Here is a 20,408-nt window from a genome sequence, read left to right on the forward strand (position 1 = left end):
TTTTTGAATCAAATTTTACATGCATTACATTAGTATTCGCGGAGCGAAAACTCACAATCTAAAAAATATCGATGTTGAAATTCCTCGCAATCAGTTAACAGTAATTACTGGTCTGTCTGGCTCAGGTAAGTCGTCGTTAGCGTTCGATACTTTATATGCAGAAGGACAACGTCGTTATGTCGAGTCCTTGTCTGCGTACGCGCGTCAATTTTTATCCATGATGGAAAAGCCAGAGGTTGATTCCATTGAGGGATTATCGCCAGCAATTTCTATCGAACAAAAAGCAACTTCGCATAATCCGCGTTCAACCGTAGGTACTATTACAGAGATTTATGATTACTTGCGGCTTTTATTTGCTCGTGTAGGTGAGCCTCGTTGCCCTACACACGGTGTGAGTTTGCATGCTCAAACGATCAGTCAAATGGTGGATCAGGTTTTAGCGCTGCCGGAAGGTGCCAAAGCGATGATTCTTGCTCCTGTTGTTCGTGAGCGTAAAGGGGAACATGTACAGCTCCTGCAACAATTACAGGCCCAGGGTTATGTGCGCGCCCGGATTGATGGTGAAATCTATGAGCTGGATGAACCACCAAAATTAAGTTTGAGACAAAAACATACTATAGAAGTGGTTGTTGACCGCTTTAAGGTTCGTTCCGACCTCGCGCAACGCTTAAGTGAATCCTTTGAAAATGCTTTGAATTTGGCAGAAGGATTAGCAATAGTCTCGGCAGTCGACAAAGAATTTAATGAGATAGTATTCTCATCAAAATTTGCTTGTTCTGAATGTGGTTACAGCTTAAGTGAGTTGGAACCCCGGTTGTTTTCATTTAATAATCCGATGGGGGCTTGCCCTACTTGCGATGGTTTAGGTGTTAATCAATTTTTTGACCCAGAAAGGGTAGTTCATGAACCTTCTGCCAGTTTAGCCGAGGGAGCTATTCGTGGTTGGGATAAAAAAACGACTTACTATTATCCAATGCTGGAGTCATTAGCACGCCATTTTAATTTTGATGTCGAAACTCCCTTCTGTGATCTGCCTGAGTCAATCCAAACTACTATTCTTTATGGCAGTAAAGAATTGATTGATTTTCATTATCAGCGACCTCATGGCGGTTTTATGTCGAAAAGACATAGCTTTGAGGGAGTAATTCCGAATATGCAGCGCCGTTATCGTGAATCAGACTCGTCTATGGTACGTGAAGAATTGGCGAAATATCTTTCCTCTCGTCCTTGTGAGACCTGTGCTGGAGCGCGTTTGCGCGAAGAGGCTCGACATGTTTTTGTTGATGATAAAAATTTGCCAGAAATTACGGCTTATCCTATTGAGGAAGCTTTTGAGTTTTTCCGGGGCTTGCAGCTAACAGGTTATCGTGGCGAAATTGCCTCCAAAATCAATAAAGAAATTGTTGAACGTTTGGGTTTTTTGGTAAATGTAGGATTGGATTACTTATCCCTCGCTCGTAGTGCCGAAACGTTATCGGGTGGTGAAGCTCAAAGAATTCGTTTAGCTAGCCAAATTGGATCTGGCTTGGTAGGAGTAATGTATATTCTCGATGAGCCATCAATTGGATTGCATCAACGTGATAATGAGCGTCTATTAAAAACGCTCTTACATTTGCGCAACCTGGGTAACACTGTCATTGTTGTTGAACATGATGAAGATGCCATACGTGCTGCTGATTTTGTGTTGGATATAGGGCCTGGTGCCGGTGTTCATGGAGGCCAAATTGTCGCCCAAGGAACGCCTGCCGAAATTATGAAAAATAAGCAATCGCTTACCGGTCAATACCTTGCGGGCTTTCAATCAATTCCAGTGCCTGAACGTCGTATTGCTCATAATAAAGAAAAAATGCTGCAGCTAAGAGGAGTGCAGTGCAACAATTTAAAGAACGTGAATGTCAATATTCCTTTAGGCGTTATTACCTGCGTTACTGGCGTTTCTGGTTCTGGCAAGTCAAGTTTAATCAATGACACACTTTATCCTATTGCTGCGAATAAATTGAACCGTGCTAGTCTTCTAACTCCAGGTTCTGTTAAAGAAATTAAAGGACTGGAACTTTGTGACAAAGTCATTGATATCGACCAAAGTCCAATTGGTCGCACGCCACGCTCTAATCCTGCGACCTACACGGGCTTATTTACACCTATTCGCGAATTGTTTTCAGGAACACCTGAGTCTCGAGCACGCGGCTATCAGCCCGGGCGTTTTAGTTTTAATGTGCGTGGCGGACGCTGTGAAGCATGTCAAGGAGATGGCTTAATTAAAGTGGAAATGCATTTCTTGCCCGATATTTATGTTGCTTGTGATGTTTGTAAAGGAAAACGCTATAATCGCGAAACGCTGGAAATTCAATATAAGGGCAAAAACATTCACGAAGTGCTGGATATGACTGTTGAAGATGCGCGAACCTTTTTTGATGCAATTCCAGTCGTTGCCAGAAAATGCCAAACATTAATTGATGTTGGACTTTCCTATATCCGATTGGGGCAAAGTGCAACAACACTTTCCGGGGGAGAGGCCCAACGTATTAAGTTAGCGCGTGAGCTATCTAAAAGAGATACTGGCAATACCCTCTATATTCTTGATGAGCCGACAACTGGATTACATTTTCACGATACCAAACAATTGCTGAGTGTTCTTAATCGCTTAAGGGAACAGGGTAATACAATTATTATCATTGAGCATAATTTAGATGTGATAAAAACAGCCGACTGGATTATTGATCTTGGTCCCGAGGGGGGGAGCAAAGGCGGTCAAATTATTGCCAGTGGAACCCCGGAAGAGGTTGCTGGCTGTAAAGAATCATATACCGGACAGTTTTTAAAACCCTTGTTAAGTAAGCGAGGGTAGGGCGCCCTTGTATTGGATTGCTTCGCAGTGCTGCCAAAAACCAGTTCATAATCATTCTAAGTCCGGTCGCGATACAAGTCCTCGTCATTGCGAACGCAGTGAAGCAAGCAATTCTCTTAATTGAAAAAAAAGAGTGGTTTTGTAAACAATAACCACTCTTTAATACTGGGAATTAACCTTACAGTGCTTTCATAAAGGTTGTTAAATCTTCTTTTTCCTGTTGTGTTAATTTCAACTCCAGGATGAGATTAAAGAACTCCACTGTATCAGCTAAGGTCAACAAACGACCATTGTGAAGATACGGTGGTGAGTCTTTGATTCCGCGCAAGGGAAAGGTTTTGATTGAACCATCGCCAATAGCCTTCATTTTATTTACCATCACAGGCTTCAAGAAACGCTCAGTTTTTAGGTTATGCATGGTATTATCGGTGTAATAAGGAGGCGTGTGGCAAGTCGCACATTTGGCTTTGCCAAAAAATAAGGCCTCTCCACGTAGCTCTGCTTCTGTCGCTTTCGTTGGGTCCAAATGGCCATCAATGGCTAATTTAGGTGCTGGTGGGAAATCTAATAACTCCTGGAATTCCGCCATAAAATGAATTTGGCTACCGCGTTCAAGAATGTTCACACCCTTTTTCGTTGCTATGACGGGATCTCCATCAAAATAAGCGGCGCGTTGTTCAAATTCGGTAAAATCTTCGACGCTTTTGAGTGCCCGTTGTGAACCAAATAAGCGCTGGATATTAACGCCTCTTAGGCTTGGTGTATCGAGACGGTGCCGTACTTCTTGAGGGCGAATATCACCGACAAGGTGCGTGGATGCGTTGGTATGACCATTCGCATGGCAATCAAAACAAGCAACGCCACGGCTTGGAATTTTAGTACGACGATCGTCTGTTTGATTAAACTGTTGTTGTGGGAACGGTGTCACTAATAACCTTAAACCTTCTAATTGCTTAGGATTTAGTATTCCGTTAAAAAGCTCAAAATAGTTATTAATGGTGACCAATTTTCCTTGCGATACATCGCCTAAATCAGGTCGCGTTGTCAGGAAAATAGGTGCTGGGAAAGGGGGTAAGAAATGATCAGGCAAATCAAAATCCAAATCAAAACGAGTTAAATCGCGATTTTCCTGTTTATTAATTTCATCAATTGCGAATTTGGGAAAAAGCATGCCTCCTTCAGGATGATTCGGATGAGGTAACGGCAAAAATCCTTGAGGATATACCCCTTTTTCTTTAATCTCATCTGGCGTCATTTTGGCCAGCATATCCCAAGTGATGCCTTCAGGCAGCTTTACGCGCACGCCTTCCTGAATAGGCTTTCCATTTGACATTTTGGTATCAGTGGAAGGTTTGTTGCTCATGATGCATAAGCGTCCTGTTTCTAAACCATTTTTTTCAATACACCACGGATCAATAAAGTTATGTGCGATGAGCGATGGGCCGTCTTTGCCGTTGACAATGAGTATCGCTTACTCTAGAGTACGTGCCTTCACCGGGGGTGCTTTGCAGTGATGCAAGGCTGAGAAAAACCCTTATAACCTGCTCTGGTTAAAACCTGCGGAGGGAGTGTGAGACCAGACTATTTATATAGCAGCTCCGCTATGCTGTCTCCATTCCTTTCACTATTTTTTAGTCAAGGATATTATGCGAGACCCTTTTTATAAATTCATGTTGATCACTCATCGACAACAGATTTCATTGCCAGCCTATTTACGTTTTATCGAACAGTGCGTTGCCTCAGGTGCCGGTATAACCAGTGTGCAACTTCGTGAAAAGAAGGCGTCTTTCCAAGAGTTATTGCCCTTTGCCTCCGAACTCCATGCACTTCTAAAGTCCTATCAAATTCCTCTGATTATTAATGACAATATTAAGCTCGCCCTGGAAATAGATGCTGAAGGGGTGCATTTAGGTCAAACTGATGGCTCGCCTGTGCAAGCCAGACAAGTTTTAGGTGCAAATAAGTTGCTGGGTTTGTCGATTGAAAGTGAAGAGGAGTTGGTACGAGCGAACAATTACGAGCTAAACTATATTGCAGCGAGTGCTGTTTTTGCGAGCAAGCATAAGCATAATCTTCGACGACTTTGGGGGATTGATGGTGTGAGGGAATTGGCCCGATGTTCTTTACATCCCATAGTTGCTATTGGGGGTATTCATCAATTGAATGTCATTGAAGTACTCTCCGCTGGTGCAAAAGGCATTGCTGTTATTGAAGCTCTTCATGATGCAGAGGAACCTGCGGTGATGGCCCGAAAACTCCGTTATTTAATAGAAGGAAGAGAATATGCTGGCGTTAATGAATGAATTAGAGTTATCAGTAGTCAATTTACGCCAAGAAAAACCACTTGTCTTATGCTTAACCAATGTTGTTACCATGGATTTTATGGCGAATAGCTTACTGGCTTTAGGGGCTGCGCCATTAATGTCTGAAGCGGAAGAAGAAATTGAAGAATTAGTGAACATTAGTGATGCAGTGAATATTAATTTAGGAACCCTTCATCCCGCCTTTTGTGCAAGAATTCAAAAAGCTGTTGAAGCAGCGGCCGCACGAAAAAAACCAATAATTTTTGATCCTGTAGGCGCTGGGGCGAGTCAACTGAGGACAGATACTGCCAGAATGTTACTGCCTTATGTCAATGTAATTCGTGGTAATGCCAGTGAGATACTTGCTCTTGGAGGAGAACATAGTCATACCAAAGGAGTCGAAACAGTCGACAATGTCAGCACAGCCACGGATATAGCCAATCAACTTGCACAAGGAAATAAAATAGTTATTGTTAGTGGCCCTGTTGATTACATTACAGACGGCACACAAGCAAGTTATTTACCGTTTGGATCACCGTTAATGCCACTTATTACTGGGATGGGTTGTACATTGACTGCGGTGATTGCTGCTTTTGCAGCCTTGCAGAATGATTTCTATAAAGCGGCGCTAATGGCAACTGCCTATTTTGGTTTATGTGGTCAATTAGCTTACACCAAAACAAAAGAACCAGGCTCTTATAAGGCGCGTTTTGTGGACAGCTTACACGCCCCCGATTGGCCTTTATTCAAAGGATTGCTTTTGGCTGCAAATCATTCAGAGTAAAGTATTTTTGTTTTCCCTTAGAATCTCTTCTACGCTTAAAGGATAAGAAAAAAGTCGCCTGGGTTATGGTTTTGCTATGGGGAAAACATGGAAGATTATGAGAATAAATACATAGCCTTATCGAATAAACTTGTAATCATAGGTTTTGGTAGCATCGGCCAGGCTATTTTACCGCTGTTATTTCGTCATTTAAAACTTACTCCCTCGCAAATCATTATTATTACCAAGGATGAACAAGGTGCACAGGTTGCCAAAGAATTTGGTCTTTTTTTGGAGATTATGGCGCTTACTCCGGAAAATTATCTGCCTTTTTTAATGAATATTTTGTCAGAGGGTGATTTTTTATTGAATTTATCTGTGGATGTTTCTAGCGTTTCACTGATAAAACTTTGTCAGGACAAAGGTATTCTTTATCTTGATGCCAGTACAGAGCCTTGGAAAGGTGGTTATGTTGATAAAACACTGTCCCCCTCTTCGCGTTCAAATTATGCGCTGCGAACAGAGGTTTTAAAACTAAAAAAACATCAAGCACCCACGGCGGTAATCACTCATGGTGCTAATCCAGGCTTGGTTTCCCATTTTGTAAAGCAAGCCTTGTGGAATTTAGCGAACGATGAACAATTACTTATGCCTCATCCATCCACGGCAGAAGAATGGGCTTTATTAGCTAAGACACTGGGTATAAAGGTCATTCATATTGCTGAACACGATACACAAATTACCCCAAGGCCTAAATTAGCCAATGAGTTTGTAAATACTTGGTCAGCGCATGGCTTTATTGCCGAAGGAAGTCAACCTGCTGAGCTTAGCTGGGGTAGCCATGAACGTCATTGGCCAAAGGATGCTCATCACCATGAGTTTGGCAGCAAAAGTGCTATTTATCTCAATCGTCCTGGGGCAAGTACAAGAGTGCGTTCCTGGACTCCTGGTCTTGGATCTTATCACGGTTATTTAATTACCCATGCTGAAGCTATTTCTATTGGTAGTTATTTAACTTTAACTAACAAAGACGATCTGTATCGTCCTACCGTTCACTATGCGTATCTGCCTTGTCCTGATGCTATCTTGTCGTTACTAGAACTTCAAGGGAGTGAATGGTGTGAACAAGAAGAAAAGCGACTCATTTTTTCCGAGATTTTGGAAGGTATTGATGAACTTGGGGTATTGTTAATGGGCCATACTCGAGGTGCATATTGGTATGGATCGCAATTGTCCATTCATGAGGCTCGTCAATTGGTTCCTCATAATAATGCCACTAGTTTGCAAGTCGCTTCTGGTGTTTTAGCAGGATTAATTTGGGCAATAAAAAATCCACAAAAAGGTGTCGTTGAACCAGAGGAACTTGATTATCAATTTATTTTGGAAATAGCCAGGCCTTATCTTGGTAAAGTGAAAGGTTATTATACCGATTGGAATCCGCTTAGAAACAGGGAAAAATTATTTAAGGAGAACCTGGATTTAGCTGATCCTTGGCAATTCCTTAATCTTCGTGTGGAATAACCTGCAGTTTTTACCCTAAAAATTTTCTCAATAAACTATTTCTGGCTATACTAAAAAGGTATAACAAGGACCGATGGTGAAATTTTAAAGCCATTGGAAAGAGGGAGTTAAGTTATGACAAATAAGAATATTGGTATTGCTACAATGGTTATTGTTATCCTTGTGGCAATTATGGCCTTTTTTTATTATCACCATGTGTCAACACCAGTGGCAAAGAGTATCGATTCTACTCCAGATATACCTGCTGAAGTTCCAGAACCCAATCCAGTTAATCCAGATCAATAATATATGACTCCAGTAATGATTGACGTGTTTATCCCAGTCAATCATTACTTAGCTCACATCGAAAATTTTTAAAAACTTGGTAAACTACTTCTTTTCTTTATTTGTCGATGTCAATGAAGCATAAAGCATTATCTATTGCAGGATTCGATGGTTCAGGTGGGGCTGGCATCCAAGCCGACCTTAAAACTTTCTCAGCGTTAGGTTGCTACGGTATGACGGTCTTAACTGCATTGCCAATACAAAATACTTGTGGTGTAAAGGCCTGCTATGAAATTCCTGTAGCGGCAATACATGATCAGTTGGATGCAATTTTTTCGGATATAAGACCTGACTGTATTAAAATAGGGATGTTGTTTAACTCAGAAATTATCGAAGTAGTTGCTACATTTCTACAAGAGCATGCGCAAACTATTCCCATTATTCTTGATCCTGTTCTTGTTGCTAAAAGTGGTGATCCATTGTTGCTTCCCACAGCAATAGACACGTTAAAAGAAAAGTTAATTCCTCTAGCTACTTTGATTACTCCCAATATTCCTGAAGCAGAATCCTTGTTAGGAATAACAATATCTAATACAAAAGACATGTCGATTGTTTCGAAAAGACTATTAGAGCTAGGTGCAAAAAATGTGTTGTTAAAAGGCGGCCATTTAGGAGAAAACCATTCAAATGATTATTTACAAGAAGGTGGAGGGAATGCTCAATGGTTCCCTGGTGTAAGGATTAGCTCTAAAAATACTCATGGTACTGGCTGCACTTTGTCGGCAGCGATCGCATCAGGCTTAGCATTAGGATTAGAACTTAAAGAAGCGTGTCAATTAGCCAAGCAATATGTTTCACAGGCCATTGTTGCCGCAAAAGATGAAACCTTAGGATTAGGCCATGGACCTGTTCATCACTTTTACCACTTATGGCCAACGCTTCAGAAAGTCATTTGATCATTTGTCGTCTCTTAAAAGCAAATTGTTTTTTCTGATAACCGTTTGCTTTTTCCTCTATTTTAGAGCTATAAATTAGGAGAAGATTAACCACAGGGAATAAAAAATGGGTACCTTTCTCATTGCCATTTTAATCATCGTAGTGCTTTTATTTTTCTGGTCGATTGGTATTTTTAATACCTTAATTGGGATGATTGAGGCAATTAATAACAATAAACGACAAATCGATATTCAATTGGACCGTCGTTTTAAAGTTTTTGAGTCATTGATTGAAACAGTAAAAAAATACATGGATTATGAGCAAACCACTCTAAAAGATGTGGTGGCTTTACGTAATCAGGCGCAGGCTGCGAAAGCTTCAGGTGATGAAAAGGCAAGGATTGCTGCAGAAAATGGTATCTCACAAATTGCGTCAGGTCTGAACGTTGTTTTCGAACAATATCCAGATTTGAAAGCGAATACGAATGCATTGCAGTTACAAGAAGAAATTGTGAATACAGAAAACAAGCTTTCCTATGCCAAACAAGCGTATAATGATAGTATTGAGCGCTATTACGCTAAGAAAAAATCATTTTTTGAGTCCTTGGTTGTAAGTTTATTTCCAAGCAAATTAGATAAAGAGTTCGAGTATTGGTCATTACCACAAGAGCAAATTAAAGCGCATGAAGATTATACCGTTAAATTCTGAGTCTAATTATGTCACTAATTGATTATCATGCTTCAGCCGGAGATTGGCGAGAGCAATTAAAGCGCAATGAACGTAAGACACGAATGGTTATTGCGATTTTTTTTGCTGTCTATATTGGTGTCGGCCTATTGGCTGATACCCTGATTCTGGACTCTTTACATCCACAAACTACACTTCTAGATTGTTATCTGGCTTTAATTACATTGAAAGTAATCCCTTATGCGACATTGATAATGTTGGGAGTTGCGGTCCTTTCTTTATTCATTACCTATACATTGTATGATCGTATTATGTTGCTTGGCACAGATTATCGGCTGATTACTCCTGGAACTGCACAAAGTCTTGAAGAAAAGCAGTTATACAATGTGGTTGAGGAAATGAAAGTCGCAGCCGGATTGAAATTCATGCCGCGGGTGTATTTAATTGAAGCAAATTACATGAATGCATTTGCTAGCGGCTATAGCGAAAAATCGGCAATGGTAGCGATTACGCGTGGATTAATGGAGAAGTTGAATCGGGCTGAAATGCAAGCAGTGATGTCGCATGAGTTAAGTCATATTCGTCATCATGACATTAAATTAACATTAGCTGTCGCAGTATTAAGTAATCTTTTGCTTATTATCATTGATATCATGTTTTATTCCATGCTCTATCGGAGAGATAGACGAAATGCAGATAGTCGTTTATTCATGGTGATTATGTTATTGCGTTATTTGTTGCCGCTCATAACGGTTGTGCTCGCGCTCTTTTTAAGTCGAACACGTGAATATATGGCAGATGCAGGAGCTGTAGAATTGATGCGTGATAACGAACCTATGGCGAGAGCTTTACTGAAAATTAGTGACGATCATCGACAAAATGCTGAGCAGTATACGCAAGAGTATGGCCAAACACCCCATGAAGAAGTACGCCAAGCTTCCTATTTGTTTGACCCCTCAAGCATTGATCCTATTAAATCATTGCATAATGCATTTTCAACGCATCCTAGTTTGGATGAACGTTTGCGTGCTTTAGGTTTTAAACGAAAAGCAAAAACCCAGTAACCTTACTATTACCAGGGTAGACATAACCAGATGATTGCTAATGAAGCAACAACACCTAATGTCCAAATGGTACTGCGAAGAGTCGCCCAATTGCATAAATAAAAAATATGATAAACCACCCGGCAAATTAAATGGAAAATTGCAAGAGCCTGTATGGTTTGTGTTGCATTATTTGTCGATAGCGCAGTTAGAATGGCAGCAGAAAAAATTATCAATGACTCAAAACTATTCTGATGCGCTGCGACTGCACGTGCTCCAAATCCTGTAAGAGCCGCCTGCTGCGCGCGGGGGAGATTATTATCATAACCTGCGGGTTGTTTATTCATCGCTATCATTACTGGAATTCTTGAAAGATATGGAAAAAGACATGCAATAAACAAACATAAAATTAAAGTAAACATAAATATCCCTATTAAAAAATTTTGCTTAAATATTAGATGATTTGAAACGTAAAGAATAGTGCTAGTTCACCAGAGACTAATTTATGCAACAAATTTATTATATTTGTAAAGTAAGCTACTGTATTGCATATTAAATTGACATAAGAGTTATTTTATTAATAATGGCCCGTCAGTCATTATTAATAGGGTTCTTTATGTTAACGAATTCAACGCTAAGGCTTGAAGCGGACAAGCAAACTGTCAACTACATCAATGCATGGTCTGTAGGACAGCCTTCTAAATCGAGCGCCACTGTTACTATTATAAAATATGAAGGAAAAGTTTATTTAATTACTAATGCGCATGCTGTAGCCAATACAACTTATTTGAAAGTTAAATTCAATCAAGGTTCCACGGAACTCCCGGTAAAAGCGGTTTGGGTCGACCCCATTATGGATGTCGCCATCTTGAAAGCTACCTCCACTGAAGCAGAGAATTCAATATTAAAGAAAGTTGAACCTCTGGACGTGAACACCGAATTCCAATCGGCTTCAACTGAAGTGAATGCCTACGGTTATCCTTCGGGAGGAAAAGGTCTTTCCTTTACGAAAGGTCACATTTCACGCATAGAAATATCGCAGATTGCATACTCACGTCTTCCCGGTATTACAGTCCAGACGAGTGCTCCCATTAATCCTGGAAATAGTGGTGGGCCTATCACTCGGGCGCTTGCCACCGGAAAAGAACAGTGTATTGGTATTGTTAGTCAAGGTAATAGCTCGTTAAGTAATGTCGGTTATTTTATTCCTGCCTGTACAGTGATACAGGTAATAGAAAACTATAAAAAGTTTGGAAAATTACGTGCCAAACAATGGATTGACTATGTGACTGTGCCCCAAGTTTCATTTGAGTGGCAATCTTTAAAAAACCCTTCCCTAAGAATGCAATTAGGAATGAAGTCTATGGCATTAGACGAAGAGCTAACTGGTATTTACGTGACTAATGTTCCTAAAAGTTCAAGTGCTTCAAATAGGCTTCAAGAAGGGGACATTATTCTTGCAATCGATAACCACCCTATTCAAGCAGATGGTAATGTAAAGGTCAAAGAATTAGAACATCCTATCTCTTTTCTTTATTTGTTACAGCGAAAAAAATATCTGGACAATATGGAGTTTTGCATTCAAAGAAAGAATGAAAATGGGGTGTTGGAAACTAAAACGGTGACGATTAAATTAAATGAACAACTGGGCCGAAGTATTTTAGGTGCTAAAGACGATAAAGCACTTAAATACCACATTCAACCCTCTGGGAAAAATGGTGGCTTTGTTTTTGTACGCTGCACTCAAACATTAATGGATACGTTTAAACAGAGTTATGCAACAGGACAACGCACAATCATTGATAATTCCAATGTGCCCTCTATGTTTAAGGAGTTTTCTGAGCTTTCAACAAGTAAAGAATTGCACGAGATTGTGGTTTTACAAAGTATTCTGGCATCGGAGGAAACCGATGGCTATGAAAATTTTGCCCTAAATCGTGGTCTTGCCTGTGAAAGTCATCGAATAATTCAAGCCAATGGTAAACCCATCAGTAGTTTATGGGATTTGGTGAGTGCACTGACTTCAGAACCCCAAAAACCATCCTCGGTTAAATTTGCGAATGGAAAAATGTTGGTGATTGCTCCTGAAACACAATCAACCCGACAGGAGTTACAGCAACGTTATCAAATTGCTTTTTTTACCAGTCCTCAGGTAGCACCATTTTTAGGCTCAGATCCAACCTCTAAACGCGGTTTACCCTCCTCTTTGCGCGAGAAAATTAACGCTTTGGAAAATGACAACGGAGTTGTGCCCTCCATGATTCAAAGTAGATAATTAGTTGAGTAGTAGATGAGGATAATTTTCAGCATCTACTACTATTTATGTTGGTGACAAGCAACGCATCCATAACCAGAATTAAACAAAATCGCTTTATCCGGAGTTGTTAATTCTTTTCTGAAATTAACTACATTGTCTTTGGCATAGACAATTCTTTGTTCTAATAAATGCTTGTAGGGCCACAATGAATAGCTTTTGCTAAGTTTGGCATTTTGATAAATAGCAATTCCGGTTTGCCAGTCCCCTGATTTTACGAGCATGTCGCCCATGTTTAAGAAGAAACCTTCAAAATTATGAGGTGCTATGATTGAGTTCCAGCAGGCGCGTTTTTTTCCTGCAGTAGTTTCTTGCGACATATATTTTGCGAAACCAGGGGAGTGACGGTTAATTTTTTCACCTGCACAGAGATCGAGTGTTTTCCATTGCCATTCCAGGCCTTCTTTAAAGTGCTTATCCTCATATGACAAACTACTCATAGGATAACCTGCAGTAAAATAATTAAACTCAGGCCAGTTATTGATGGCTCGTTTTAACCTGAAATAGCCACGAACCTCTTCTTGGGGATCGTGAAAAATTTTTCCCCCAATTAATTCGCTATCACCTAAAAAGCCTTCGTATATTGGCATATGAGGTTGAAGCTGTAATGCATCTGAAAAATATTTTTTTGCCAAAATAATTTCATTGGTCATCAGTGGGGATTTATTTGGGAGACGCTGTCTTTCTGTAATTTTCCAAATGTGAAGAAACCCTATATGGGCTGCAAGAGTAGGATCATTGGGATTTTGTAAATAAGCTGCCATCAATAGGAAATCTGCTTTCTCAATGTCTTGGTAGTTTCCATGATGGAGAGTCTGCCAGAAATAGTGTTCGGCGTTACGAGTAAGTTCAGTGTTTGAAGGCATCGGTTTTTTCTGTGGGGTCGTCATAAGAGCTATTTTTTCACACGCGGTTAAGCCTATGAGAAAAATAGCCAACAAAATAGGCAGTAACTTCATTTAATCATCCTTGTTCTAACGTGCAATTACAGAATTAGAGCCATTTTTTATACTTAAAGAATTTGTAAGGCAGCAAGGCAGAAAGCAGCATGATAGCTAAAATGACCCAATATCCCCATCTTAAATCAAGTTCTGGCATCCATTTAAAGTTCATTCCATAGATACTGGCGATTAACGTGGGGGGTAAAAATATTACCGCGGCCACTGAGAAGATTTTAATAATCGCGTTTTGCTCAATGTTAATTAACCCTAGGGTTGCATCCAAAAGAAAATTTATTTTACTGGAAATAAAGCTCGCATGATCACTCAATGAATTAATGTCTTTACTCAGAGTCGTCAGTCTGGTTTGTCCCTCTGCATCAATTTGTGTGCCTGCGGATTGGCTAAAAAAAGCAATCAAACGGTTAAAGGTAAGAAGGCATTCCCGGGTATTAGTGTTTAAATCAGCATGAATACCTACCTTTTGAATAATTTGTTGGTAATCCGTTTTTTCTCCCGCAGGGGGATTGGCTGGAGAATGAAAAATAACTTTGGATAATTTTTCCAGATTGTGTCCTACCGACTCCAGAATATCAGCTAGTCTGTCTACGGTTGCTTCTAGCAACGTTATCAGTAAGAGCGCTGGATTACTCCGATTTAGATCAAGTTTATGCAATTGCATAACAAATAATTTAAAAGCCAAAGGGTCGATATAACGAATGGTGATTAATTTTTCTTTAGTAAGCACAAAACTCACAGCTTCGTGTTTCGGATTGGATTCGGATTGAGCAATCATATTGGCCGTCATAAAAAGAGCATCTTTATTTTTATAAAGTCGACTGGAAAGTTCAATTTCCAGCATCTCTTCTCGTGTTGGAATGTTCAATCCCAGCTTATCTTCAACAATTTGCTCTTCTTCATGGGTTGGAGACACCAAATCTAACCATATCGCTCGATCGACCAAGGCGATATTTTCTTTGGTAATTTCATGGGCCTGTATAATTTGATCATCTAGATAAGCGATTATCATTCCAATCTCTATTCGATAACAAAATACTTTTAAATTAACGCACTTAGGAAGGATAATCCAGTAGAAGGGCAGTAATCTCAAGCCATACTCTGTTAAAAAACTTCGCTCTGTTTGTACTGATGCAACAACTTCATGGGACCTTCACCGGATCAACTATTAATCACGAGGTTGCTTAAATTTTAGCAACTCGCTAAGTGAGCAGTTTTTCTCCATTGCTTCACTGATCCATTGACCCACTTGATGGTGAGCTTCTCTGAACGGTTTTCCTTGAAGCACTAGAGATTCCAAAACATAAGTGGCATCTAAATAACCAGCCTTTGCTTTTTCATTCATTAATTCTGTATTGAAACGAATGCTGTTGAGAAATGGTGTCATTAATTGCAAACAAGCGATTAATGTATTAACAGAATCAAAAAGGGTCTCCTTATCTTCCTGCATATCTTTGTTATAGGCTAAGGGTAAGGCCTTCATCACTGTTAAAATCCCCATGAGATGACCAAATATTCGTCCTGTTTTGCCACGAATAAGCTCTAAGACATCAGGATTTTTTTTATTGGGCATGAGAGATGAACCAGTCGCATAGGCATCATCGAGCGTTAAAAAATTAAACTCCTGGGTTGCCCATAAAATTAGATCTTCACACAAGCGCGATAAATGCATCATGATGATGGAAGCGACACTGCAAAACTCAATCACAAAATCTCTGTCGCTTACTGCATCCAAGGTATTTTCAACAATCCCTTTGAAGTGAAGTGTTTTTGCTACCCAATGTCTGTCAAGAGGAAGCGTGCTTCCTGCCAAGGCTCCAGCACCTAAGGGAGAAAAATTCATACGTTCGTACCAATCGTCCAGGCGACTGATATCACGTTGAAACATGTTAAAGTAGGCATTAAAAAACCAGCTTAAATGAATAGGTTGAGCTTGTTGCAAATGGGTGTAGCCAGGCATCTTATCGTGTTCATGTTTATGAGCAAGCTCTTGCAAGCAGCACGTCAATTTCTGCAATAATGTACTGACCTCATCTCCGGCATTGCGTGCATAAAGTCTAAGATCGAGTGCTACCTGATCGTTACGGCTTCTGCCCGTATGTAATTTTTTTCCCGTTTCGCCAATTTTTGCGATGAGCAATTGTTCGATAAACATGTGAATGTCTTCGCAAGTTTCATCAAGAACATGTTTGCCTTGCTGAAGTTCCAATTCAATTTCACTGAGCCCATGTTCAATGGCTTGTACTTCCTCCTGACTGAGTAAACCTTGTCGTGCTAACATCTGGGCATGGACCTTACTCCCTGCAATATCGTAGGGGTAAAGAATATAATCAAAGCGAAGAGAGGCATTAAACTCCATAACATCTGGAGACAAAGGTTTTTTAAATCGCCCACCCCAGGTTTTATTAGTCATGCTTATCTCCATGATGAACCATGCCATACACTTTAGCGGATAATGAAAATAAATTAATAAATCCCTCCGCATCTTTTTGGTTATACACGGTATCCGCTTCAAAAGTAGCCAGGGCAGGATCGTGCAGGCTAAATGGAGAACTCATGCCCCAAGGAATTAAGTTACCTTTATATAATTTTAATTGAACTCTTCCTGTCAGATATTTTTGCGTGATATCGATAAACGCATCAAGTGCTTCCTTTGTCTGCGAAAACCAACGACCTTCATAAACTAAATTGGCATAGTGATGTTGCAGTGCTTGTTTAAGTTGTAGTAAATGACGATCTAGACATAAACTTTCCAGCATTTGATGCGCTTTATAAAGCACAGCAGCGCCAGGAGCTTCATAGATTCCTCGTATTTTCATACCCACCAAACGATTTTCAACAATATCACAGACACCAATGCCATGAATCCCGGCTTTTTCATTGAGTGCCTTGAGTAACTCAACCGGGGGTAAGTTCACTCCATTGAGGGCTGTCGGAATTCCTTTTTCGAAGAAAACACTAATTTCTTCGGCGATATTGGGGGTTTTTTCTATGGGAGTTGTCATTAACAACAAATCATCCGGGCGACTCTGGCCAGGGTCTTCCAGAACACCACCTTCATGCGAAATATACCAAAGATTGTGATCCCGTGAATAAGGCGCTTTAGGGGTCACGGGTACCTCTATGCCATGTTCTTGCGCATATTCAATGGCTTCTTGTCGAGATTTAATACTCCAAATTCGCCAAGGCGCTATGATTTTAAGCTGAGGAGCCAAGGCTTTGATGGTGTATTCAAAGCGAACCTGATCATTGCCTTTTCCAGTTGCTCCATGGGCTACGGCGTTTGCATTTTCCTTGAGTGCAATTTCTACTAATTTTTGCGCAATAAGTGGTCTGGAAATTGTACCTAGTACGTATTGATTTTCGTAGAGAGCACCAGCTTTAACTAATTTCCATAAATATTGAGTAACAAATTCTTCCTGTACATTGACAAGATACGCCTTGGACGCACCGCTAGCGATGGCCTTTTTCTTAATTGCTTCCAGGTCTTCTTGTTGCCCCACGTCACAAATCAAAGCAATGATTTCTGCCTGTTGATAATTTTCTTTAAGCCAGGGAATCATCACGGACGTGTCTAGACCGCCAGAGTAAGCCAGGACAATTTTGGTGGTTGCAGTCGTCATAATTAAGAAGCCTCCTGATAATAATGTTTTAATGCTTGTGCAGGATTAGTAAGTGTCTTAGGTTTTACATCCGCGACAAGTTGTCCTTGTTTTAAAATGAGTAGACGATCACTCATTTTAGCCAGGAAATCTAAGTCGTGAGAAGCAATGATCATTGTAACGCCTAGCGTTTTGATTGAATTTAATAATGAAATGACTTCATCAATTGCAGCAGGATCAAGCCCAGAGGTGGGTTCATCACAGAGTAAAAGGGAGGGCTTAATCATCAAACACCGTGCTAAAGCGACACGTTGTTTCTGTCCACCCGATAATTGATGTGGAAATGAAGTCGCTTTGGCACTGATTCCTAAGTGATTTAATAAATGTTGTGCCCGAAGTTCATGTGATTGGGTTTTATCGTTTATTGAAGGTGCATAAATTAAATTTTCTAAGACCGTCATGTGTGGAAAAAGTTGAAAATCTTGAAACATAAAACCACTAATTCCTTTAAAATCAATATTTCCTGCATCAAGACTATCCAGTTTTTGAATGCATCTTAATAATGTTGATTTACCACTTCCTGAGGGGCCGGCTAGACCAATCACTTCCGAGGACTCGATACTCAGATTAATGTTTTGCAAAATAACTAACGAACCAAATGTTTTGTAGATATTTTTAAGATGAAGCATATACTGCCTCCTGTTCGAATTTTTTACCGAAGTATTCAATCAATAATACGAGACCGTAGTAATAACCTCCTGCAATACAAAGCGGTAGAAAATAGGTAAATTGCTCTGCCGCAATCGACTGGGCTTGTCGCATTAAATCCATGCCACCAATGGTAGAGATCAAGGCGGTTTCTTTAAGAAGGGCTATCATTTCGTTAATTAATGCGGGCCAAATAATTTTAATCACTTGCGGTAAAATGATGTCTTTCCACAAATAAAAATTGGGAATTTGTAAGGTTTTCGCGGCTTCAAACTGTCCTTTGGGAATACTCTCAATTCCCGAGCGTAAAATTTCTGCAATATAAGCCGAACTATTAAGGCCAAAGGTTAACATGCCTGCGACAACAACATTGGCTCGAAAACCAAGTAAGGCGGGGAGCGCGAAGTAGACAAAACTTAGTTGTAGAATTAACGGCGTGCCTCGCGTTAAGGAAATAAAGCGATTAATCAATGGTTTTGCAAAGTGCTGATGACGCAATATTGCGAATGCTACTCCAATGATAAGGCCGATAATAAGACCACCAGCCAACAGTTCAAGAGTAAGAATGATGCCTTGGGCAATCAAAAGAGCCATGCTAGATAATTCGTTCATTTTGCACCCTCTAACCATTTCTTCTGAAGTTTTTCAATATCGCCATTGGCCTTAAGGGCATTTAGGATGCGGTTGATTTTGGCTTTGAGTAAAGAGTTTTTGGGCAGAGCAATCCCATAGCCATCCTCAGATTTTGCAATAATGGTATAGCTTAGAGATGGATTTTTTTGACTAAAGATAGCGCCCTGGGGGCCATCCATTAATACTACATCGGTATGGCCTGATTTCAGTGCTTCTATTGCTTGATTATTATTATCCATTGCAACAATGAAGGAATGAGGAAAATGCTTCTTTAGCCAAATTTCCATGGTACTGCCAAGTTGACAGGCGATTATTTTTCCCCTTAAAGCATCTTGGGACTGTATTGGATTATCTTTCCTAAAAACAGTCGCCATCGTTTCAAAATAATAGGGAGCAGTGAAATCAAAATTTTGCTGACGCTCTGGAGTAATCGTAATGGTAGAAATAGCCGCATCGACTTGGCCTGAAGATAGTGCGGGGAGAATTGTACTAAATTGCATATTGTCAAAAACAACGTTTTTTCCAAGATGCTTTGCAATAAGTTTCGCCAAATCAATATCAAATCCTTTAAGCTTCCCATGCTCTTGGTATTCAAAAGGTGGATATTCAGCGGATACGGCAAAATGAATGGAATGACGTGGTTTGTCATTGCCACAAGCGATAATAGTTAAACAAAAAAGGATTGTCAGGAGCGATAATAAGGGTTTCATTGATTTTGTATCCAAAATTTATGCATTTTTCGACTATATAGAAATTAACCTTGTTATGTCAACAACTAATGCATATAATTTCTTAAAATTGATTCTGGATTCATTTTTGGAGTAAGCATGTCGTATGATAATGCGCTTGACGGGCATATTTTGAGTATTGTGCATAGCCAGGAAATTCCTGAGCAAATCGACTTGCAAAATAGTCTTAAAGAAAGAGGCTACGATATTCCGCAAGCCACCTTATCCCGTCGATTAAAAAAATTGAAAATAGCAAAAGTGGCAGGTATCTATCGGGTGGTTGATTTCAACAGCCCTACCTTGCCTTTAATACTGAATCTGCAAGTTTCGGATTTTGGCCTTATCGTTCTACACACGCATCCCGGCAGCGCGAGCAGCCTTGCGTCATTTATCGATAAAAAATATGTCTCCTTTTCGCTGCAACAAGAAAATACATCAGGAGTTTTAGGGACTATCGCTGGTGATGATACCGTGGTGCTAATTATCAAAAGTCCACCCTATGTGGAGAATGTATTACAGTTGATACAGGAAGATTTCCCTTATTTGAAAATGCCTTAGTAACTAGTAAAAGTATTAAGAATAAGGTCAATAAAATTTTTGAGTTGCAAATTAAGCTTTTTATCAACCACAACCCCCATATCTTCAAAAAGCCAGGAAAGATACCGTAAGGCAAGCGTCTCGTCTTTTTTAAAGACTAACGGTCGATTCGAAAAATGCGAATAGAGCATGTCTTGCTGATAAGCCTCTGAATTAATTTCCTGAGTTAATAGTTGATTATAGAAACTCCTAACCCAGACATTATTACTGAATGTTTTGGCATGTTGCCGAGCCTGGCGAAGCGTTGTTGTGATTTGTTGATGCCATACACCAATTGAGTCACACGCTTGTTTAAACTCTTCATGACTAATGGGGTCTACAAAGAAAGACAACCAGCAGCAAAATAGCAATAAATTCACATTAGCGCCTTGGCTATTTTGTAGCAGCAAACAACATTCTTTAACGGATGTTTGCTGATAAACTTTTAAAGAGAATTGCCAGAAAGGATTATCTAAGGATAAGCTTTCGCTCGAATGCATGATTAATTCCTCAACAGGGATGAATT

General features: G+C 40.0%; 20 protein-coding genes and 1 riboswitch. Of the genes, 10 read left to right on the forward strand and 10 right to left on the reverse strand.

Features of this window, described 5'->3' with window-relative positions; all coding sequences use genetic code 11:
• Positions 1-19 precede the first annotated feature (19 nt).
• Positions 20-2,848: an excinuclease ABC subunit UvrA gene (gene uvrA, locus LHA_RS01890; protein WP_045105037.1), complete on the forward strand. Its 2,829-nt coding sequence runs from the start codon at positions 20-22 to the stop codon at positions 2,846-2,848.
• Between the two features lie 178 nt (positions 2,849-3,026).
• Here uvrA and LHA_RS01895 read toward each other — a convergent pair whose 3' ends face one another.
• Positions 3,027-4,211 carry a hypothetical protein gene (locus LHA_RS01895; protein ID WP_045105038.1) on the reverse strand — a complete coding sequence of 395 codons (1,185 nt, stop codon included), beginning with the start codon at positions 4,209-4,211 and terminating at the stop codon, positions 3,027-3,029.
• A 123-nt stretch (positions 4,212-4,334) separates the two neighbouring features.
• Positions 4,335-4,434: riboswitch (TPP riboswitch) on the forward strand.
• 60 nt (positions 4,435-4,494) lie between these two features.
• Between LHA_RS01895 and thiE the strand changes: the two genes are divergently transcribed.
• The 7 genes from thiE (at position 4,495) to htpX (ending at position 10,386) form a co-directional block, all read left to right on the forward strand.
• A complete protein-coding gene (thiE, locus tag LHA_RS01900) occupies positions 4,495-5,151 on the forward strand; it encodes a thiamine phosphate synthase (protein WP_045105039.1) in 657 nt (218 codons plus the stop codon).
• Positions 5,132-5,935, forward strand: coding sequence for a hydroxyethylthiazole kinase (thiM, locus tag LHA_RS01905; protein ID WP_045105040.1), 804 nt, complete (start codon positions 5,132-5,134; stop codon positions 5,933-5,935). The genes thiE and thiM overlap by 20 nt, the downstream gene beginning before the upstream one ends.
• A gap of 87 nt (positions 5,936-6,022) precedes the next feature.
• Complete coding sequence (locus LHA_RS01910) at positions 6,023-7,435, forward strand: homospermidine synthase (RefSeq protein WP_045105041.1); 1,413 nt, start codon at positions 6,023-6,025, stop codon at positions 7,433-7,435.
• Positions 7,436-7,549: 114 nt separating this feature from the next.
• Positions 7,550-7,720: a hypothetical protein gene (locus tag LHA_RS16875; RefSeq protein ID WP_156413535.1), complete on the forward strand. Its 171-nt coding sequence runs from the start codon at positions 7,550-7,552 to the stop codon at positions 7,718-7,720.
• 113 nt (positions 7,721-7,833) lie between these two features.
• Positions 7,834-8,655 carry a bifunctional hydroxymethylpyrimidine kinase/phosphomethylpyrimidine kinase gene (gene thiD, locus LHA_RS01915; protein WP_045105042.1) on the forward strand — a complete coding sequence of 274 codons (822 nt, stop codon included), beginning with the start codon at positions 7,834-7,836 and terminating at the stop codon, positions 8,653-8,655.
• Between the two features lie 106 nt (positions 8,656-8,761).
• On the forward strand, positions 8,762-9,343 hold the full coding sequence (locus tag LHA_RS01920; protein ID WP_045105043.1) for a LemA family protein: 582 nt from the start codon (positions 8,762-8,764) through the stop codon (positions 9,341-9,343).
• An 8-nt stretch (positions 9,344-9,351) separates the two neighbouring features.
• On the forward strand, positions 9,352-10,386 hold the full coding sequence (gene htpX, locus LHA_RS01925) for a zinc metalloprotease HtpX (protein ID WP_045105044.1): 1,035 nt from the start codon (positions 9,352-9,354) through the stop codon (positions 10,384-10,386).
• 8 nt (positions 10,387-10,394) lie between these two features.
• Here htpX and LHA_RS01930 read toward each other — a convergent pair whose 3' ends face one another.
• Entirely contained in the window at positions 10,395-10,787 is a 393-nt protein-coding gene (locus LHA_RS01930; RefSeq protein WP_045105045.1) for an MAPEG family protein, read from the reverse strand.
• A 194-nt stretch (positions 10,788-10,981) separates the two neighbouring features.
• Here LHA_RS01930 and LHA_RS01935 point away from each other — a divergent pair, with 194 nt between their 5' ends.
• On the forward strand, positions 10,982-12,640 hold the full coding sequence (locus LHA_RS01935; protein ID WP_045105046.1) for a S1C family serine protease: 1,659 nt from the start codon (positions 10,982-10,984) through the stop codon (positions 12,638-12,640).
• A 41-nt stretch (positions 12,641-12,681) separates the two neighbouring features.
• Here the strand turns inward: LHA_RS01935 and LHA_RS01940 are convergent, their stop codons facing one another.
• From LHA_RS01940 to LHA_RS01970, 7 genes are all read right to left on the reverse strand, one after another.
• Positions 12,682-13,638, reverse strand: a complete 957-nt coding sequence (locus tag LHA_RS01940) for a hypothetical protein (RefSeq protein WP_045105047.1) — start codon at positions 13,636-13,638, stop codon at positions 12,682-12,684.
• Positions 13,639-13,672: 34 nt separating this feature from the next.
• On the reverse strand, positions 13,673-14,647 hold the full coding sequence (gene corA, locus LHA_RS01945; protein WP_045105048.1) for a magnesium/cobalt transporter CorA: 975 nt from the start codon (positions 14,645-14,647) through the stop codon (positions 13,673-13,675).
• 156 nt (positions 14,648-14,803) lie between these two features.
• Positions 14,804-16,048 carry an argininosuccinate lyase gene (gene argH / locus LHA_RS01950; protein WP_045105049.1) on the reverse strand — a complete coding sequence of 415 codons (1,245 nt, stop codon included), beginning with the start codon at positions 16,046-16,048 and terminating at the stop codon, positions 14,804-14,806.
• A complete protein-coding gene (locus tag LHA_RS01955; RefSeq protein ID WP_045105050.1) occupies positions 16,041-17,258 on the reverse strand; it encodes an argininosuccinate synthase in 1,218 nt (405 codons plus the stop codon). The genes argH and LHA_RS01955 overlap by 8 nt, the downstream gene beginning before the upstream one ends.
• A 2-nt stretch (positions 17,259-17,260) precedes the next feature.
• Positions 17,261-17,926, reverse strand: coding sequence for an amino acid ABC transporter ATP-binding protein (locus LHA_RS01960; protein ID WP_045105051.1), 666 nt, complete (start codon positions 17,924-17,926; stop codon positions 17,261-17,263).
• On the reverse strand, positions 17,913-18,557 hold the full coding sequence (locus tag LHA_RS01965) for an amino acid ABC transporter permease (RefSeq protein WP_045105052.1): 645 nt from the start codon (positions 18,555-18,557) through the stop codon (positions 17,913-17,915). Before LHA_RS01965 ends, LHA_RS01960 begins: the two co-directional genes overlap by 14 nt.
• A complete protein-coding gene (locus tag LHA_RS01970) occupies positions 18,554-19,288 on the reverse strand; it encodes a substrate-binding periplasmic protein (protein ID WP_045105053.1) in 735 nt (244 codons plus the stop codon). Before LHA_RS01970 ends, LHA_RS01965 begins: the two co-directional genes overlap by 4 nt.
• Positions 19,289-19,405: 117 nt before the next feature.
• On the opposite strand from LHA_RS01970, the gene LHA_RS01975 reads away from it, so the two are divergent.
• Positions 19,406-19,864 (forward strand): arginine repressor, encoded by a 459-nt coding sequence (locus LHA_RS01975; RefSeq protein WP_045105054.1) that lies wholly within the window; start codon positions 19,406-19,408, stop codon positions 19,862-19,864.
• On the opposite strand, the gene LHA_RS01980 is transcribed toward LHA_RS01975, so the two are convergent.
• On the reverse strand, positions 19,861-20,382 hold the full coding sequence (locus LHA_RS01980) for a TIGR02444 family protein (protein ID WP_045105055.1): 522 nt from the start codon (positions 20,380-20,382) through the stop codon (positions 19,861-19,863). The two genes, LHA_RS01975 and LHA_RS01980, sit on opposite strands and share 4 nt — an antisense overlap.
• Between the last annotated feature and the right edge of the window lie 26 nt (positions 20,383-20,408).

It is taken from the genome of Legionella hackeliae, assembly GCF_000953655.1.
In the GTDB taxonomy this organism is placed as follows: Bacteria; Pseudomonadota; Gammaproteobacteria; order Legionellales; family Legionellaceae; genus Tatlockia; species Tatlockia hackeliae.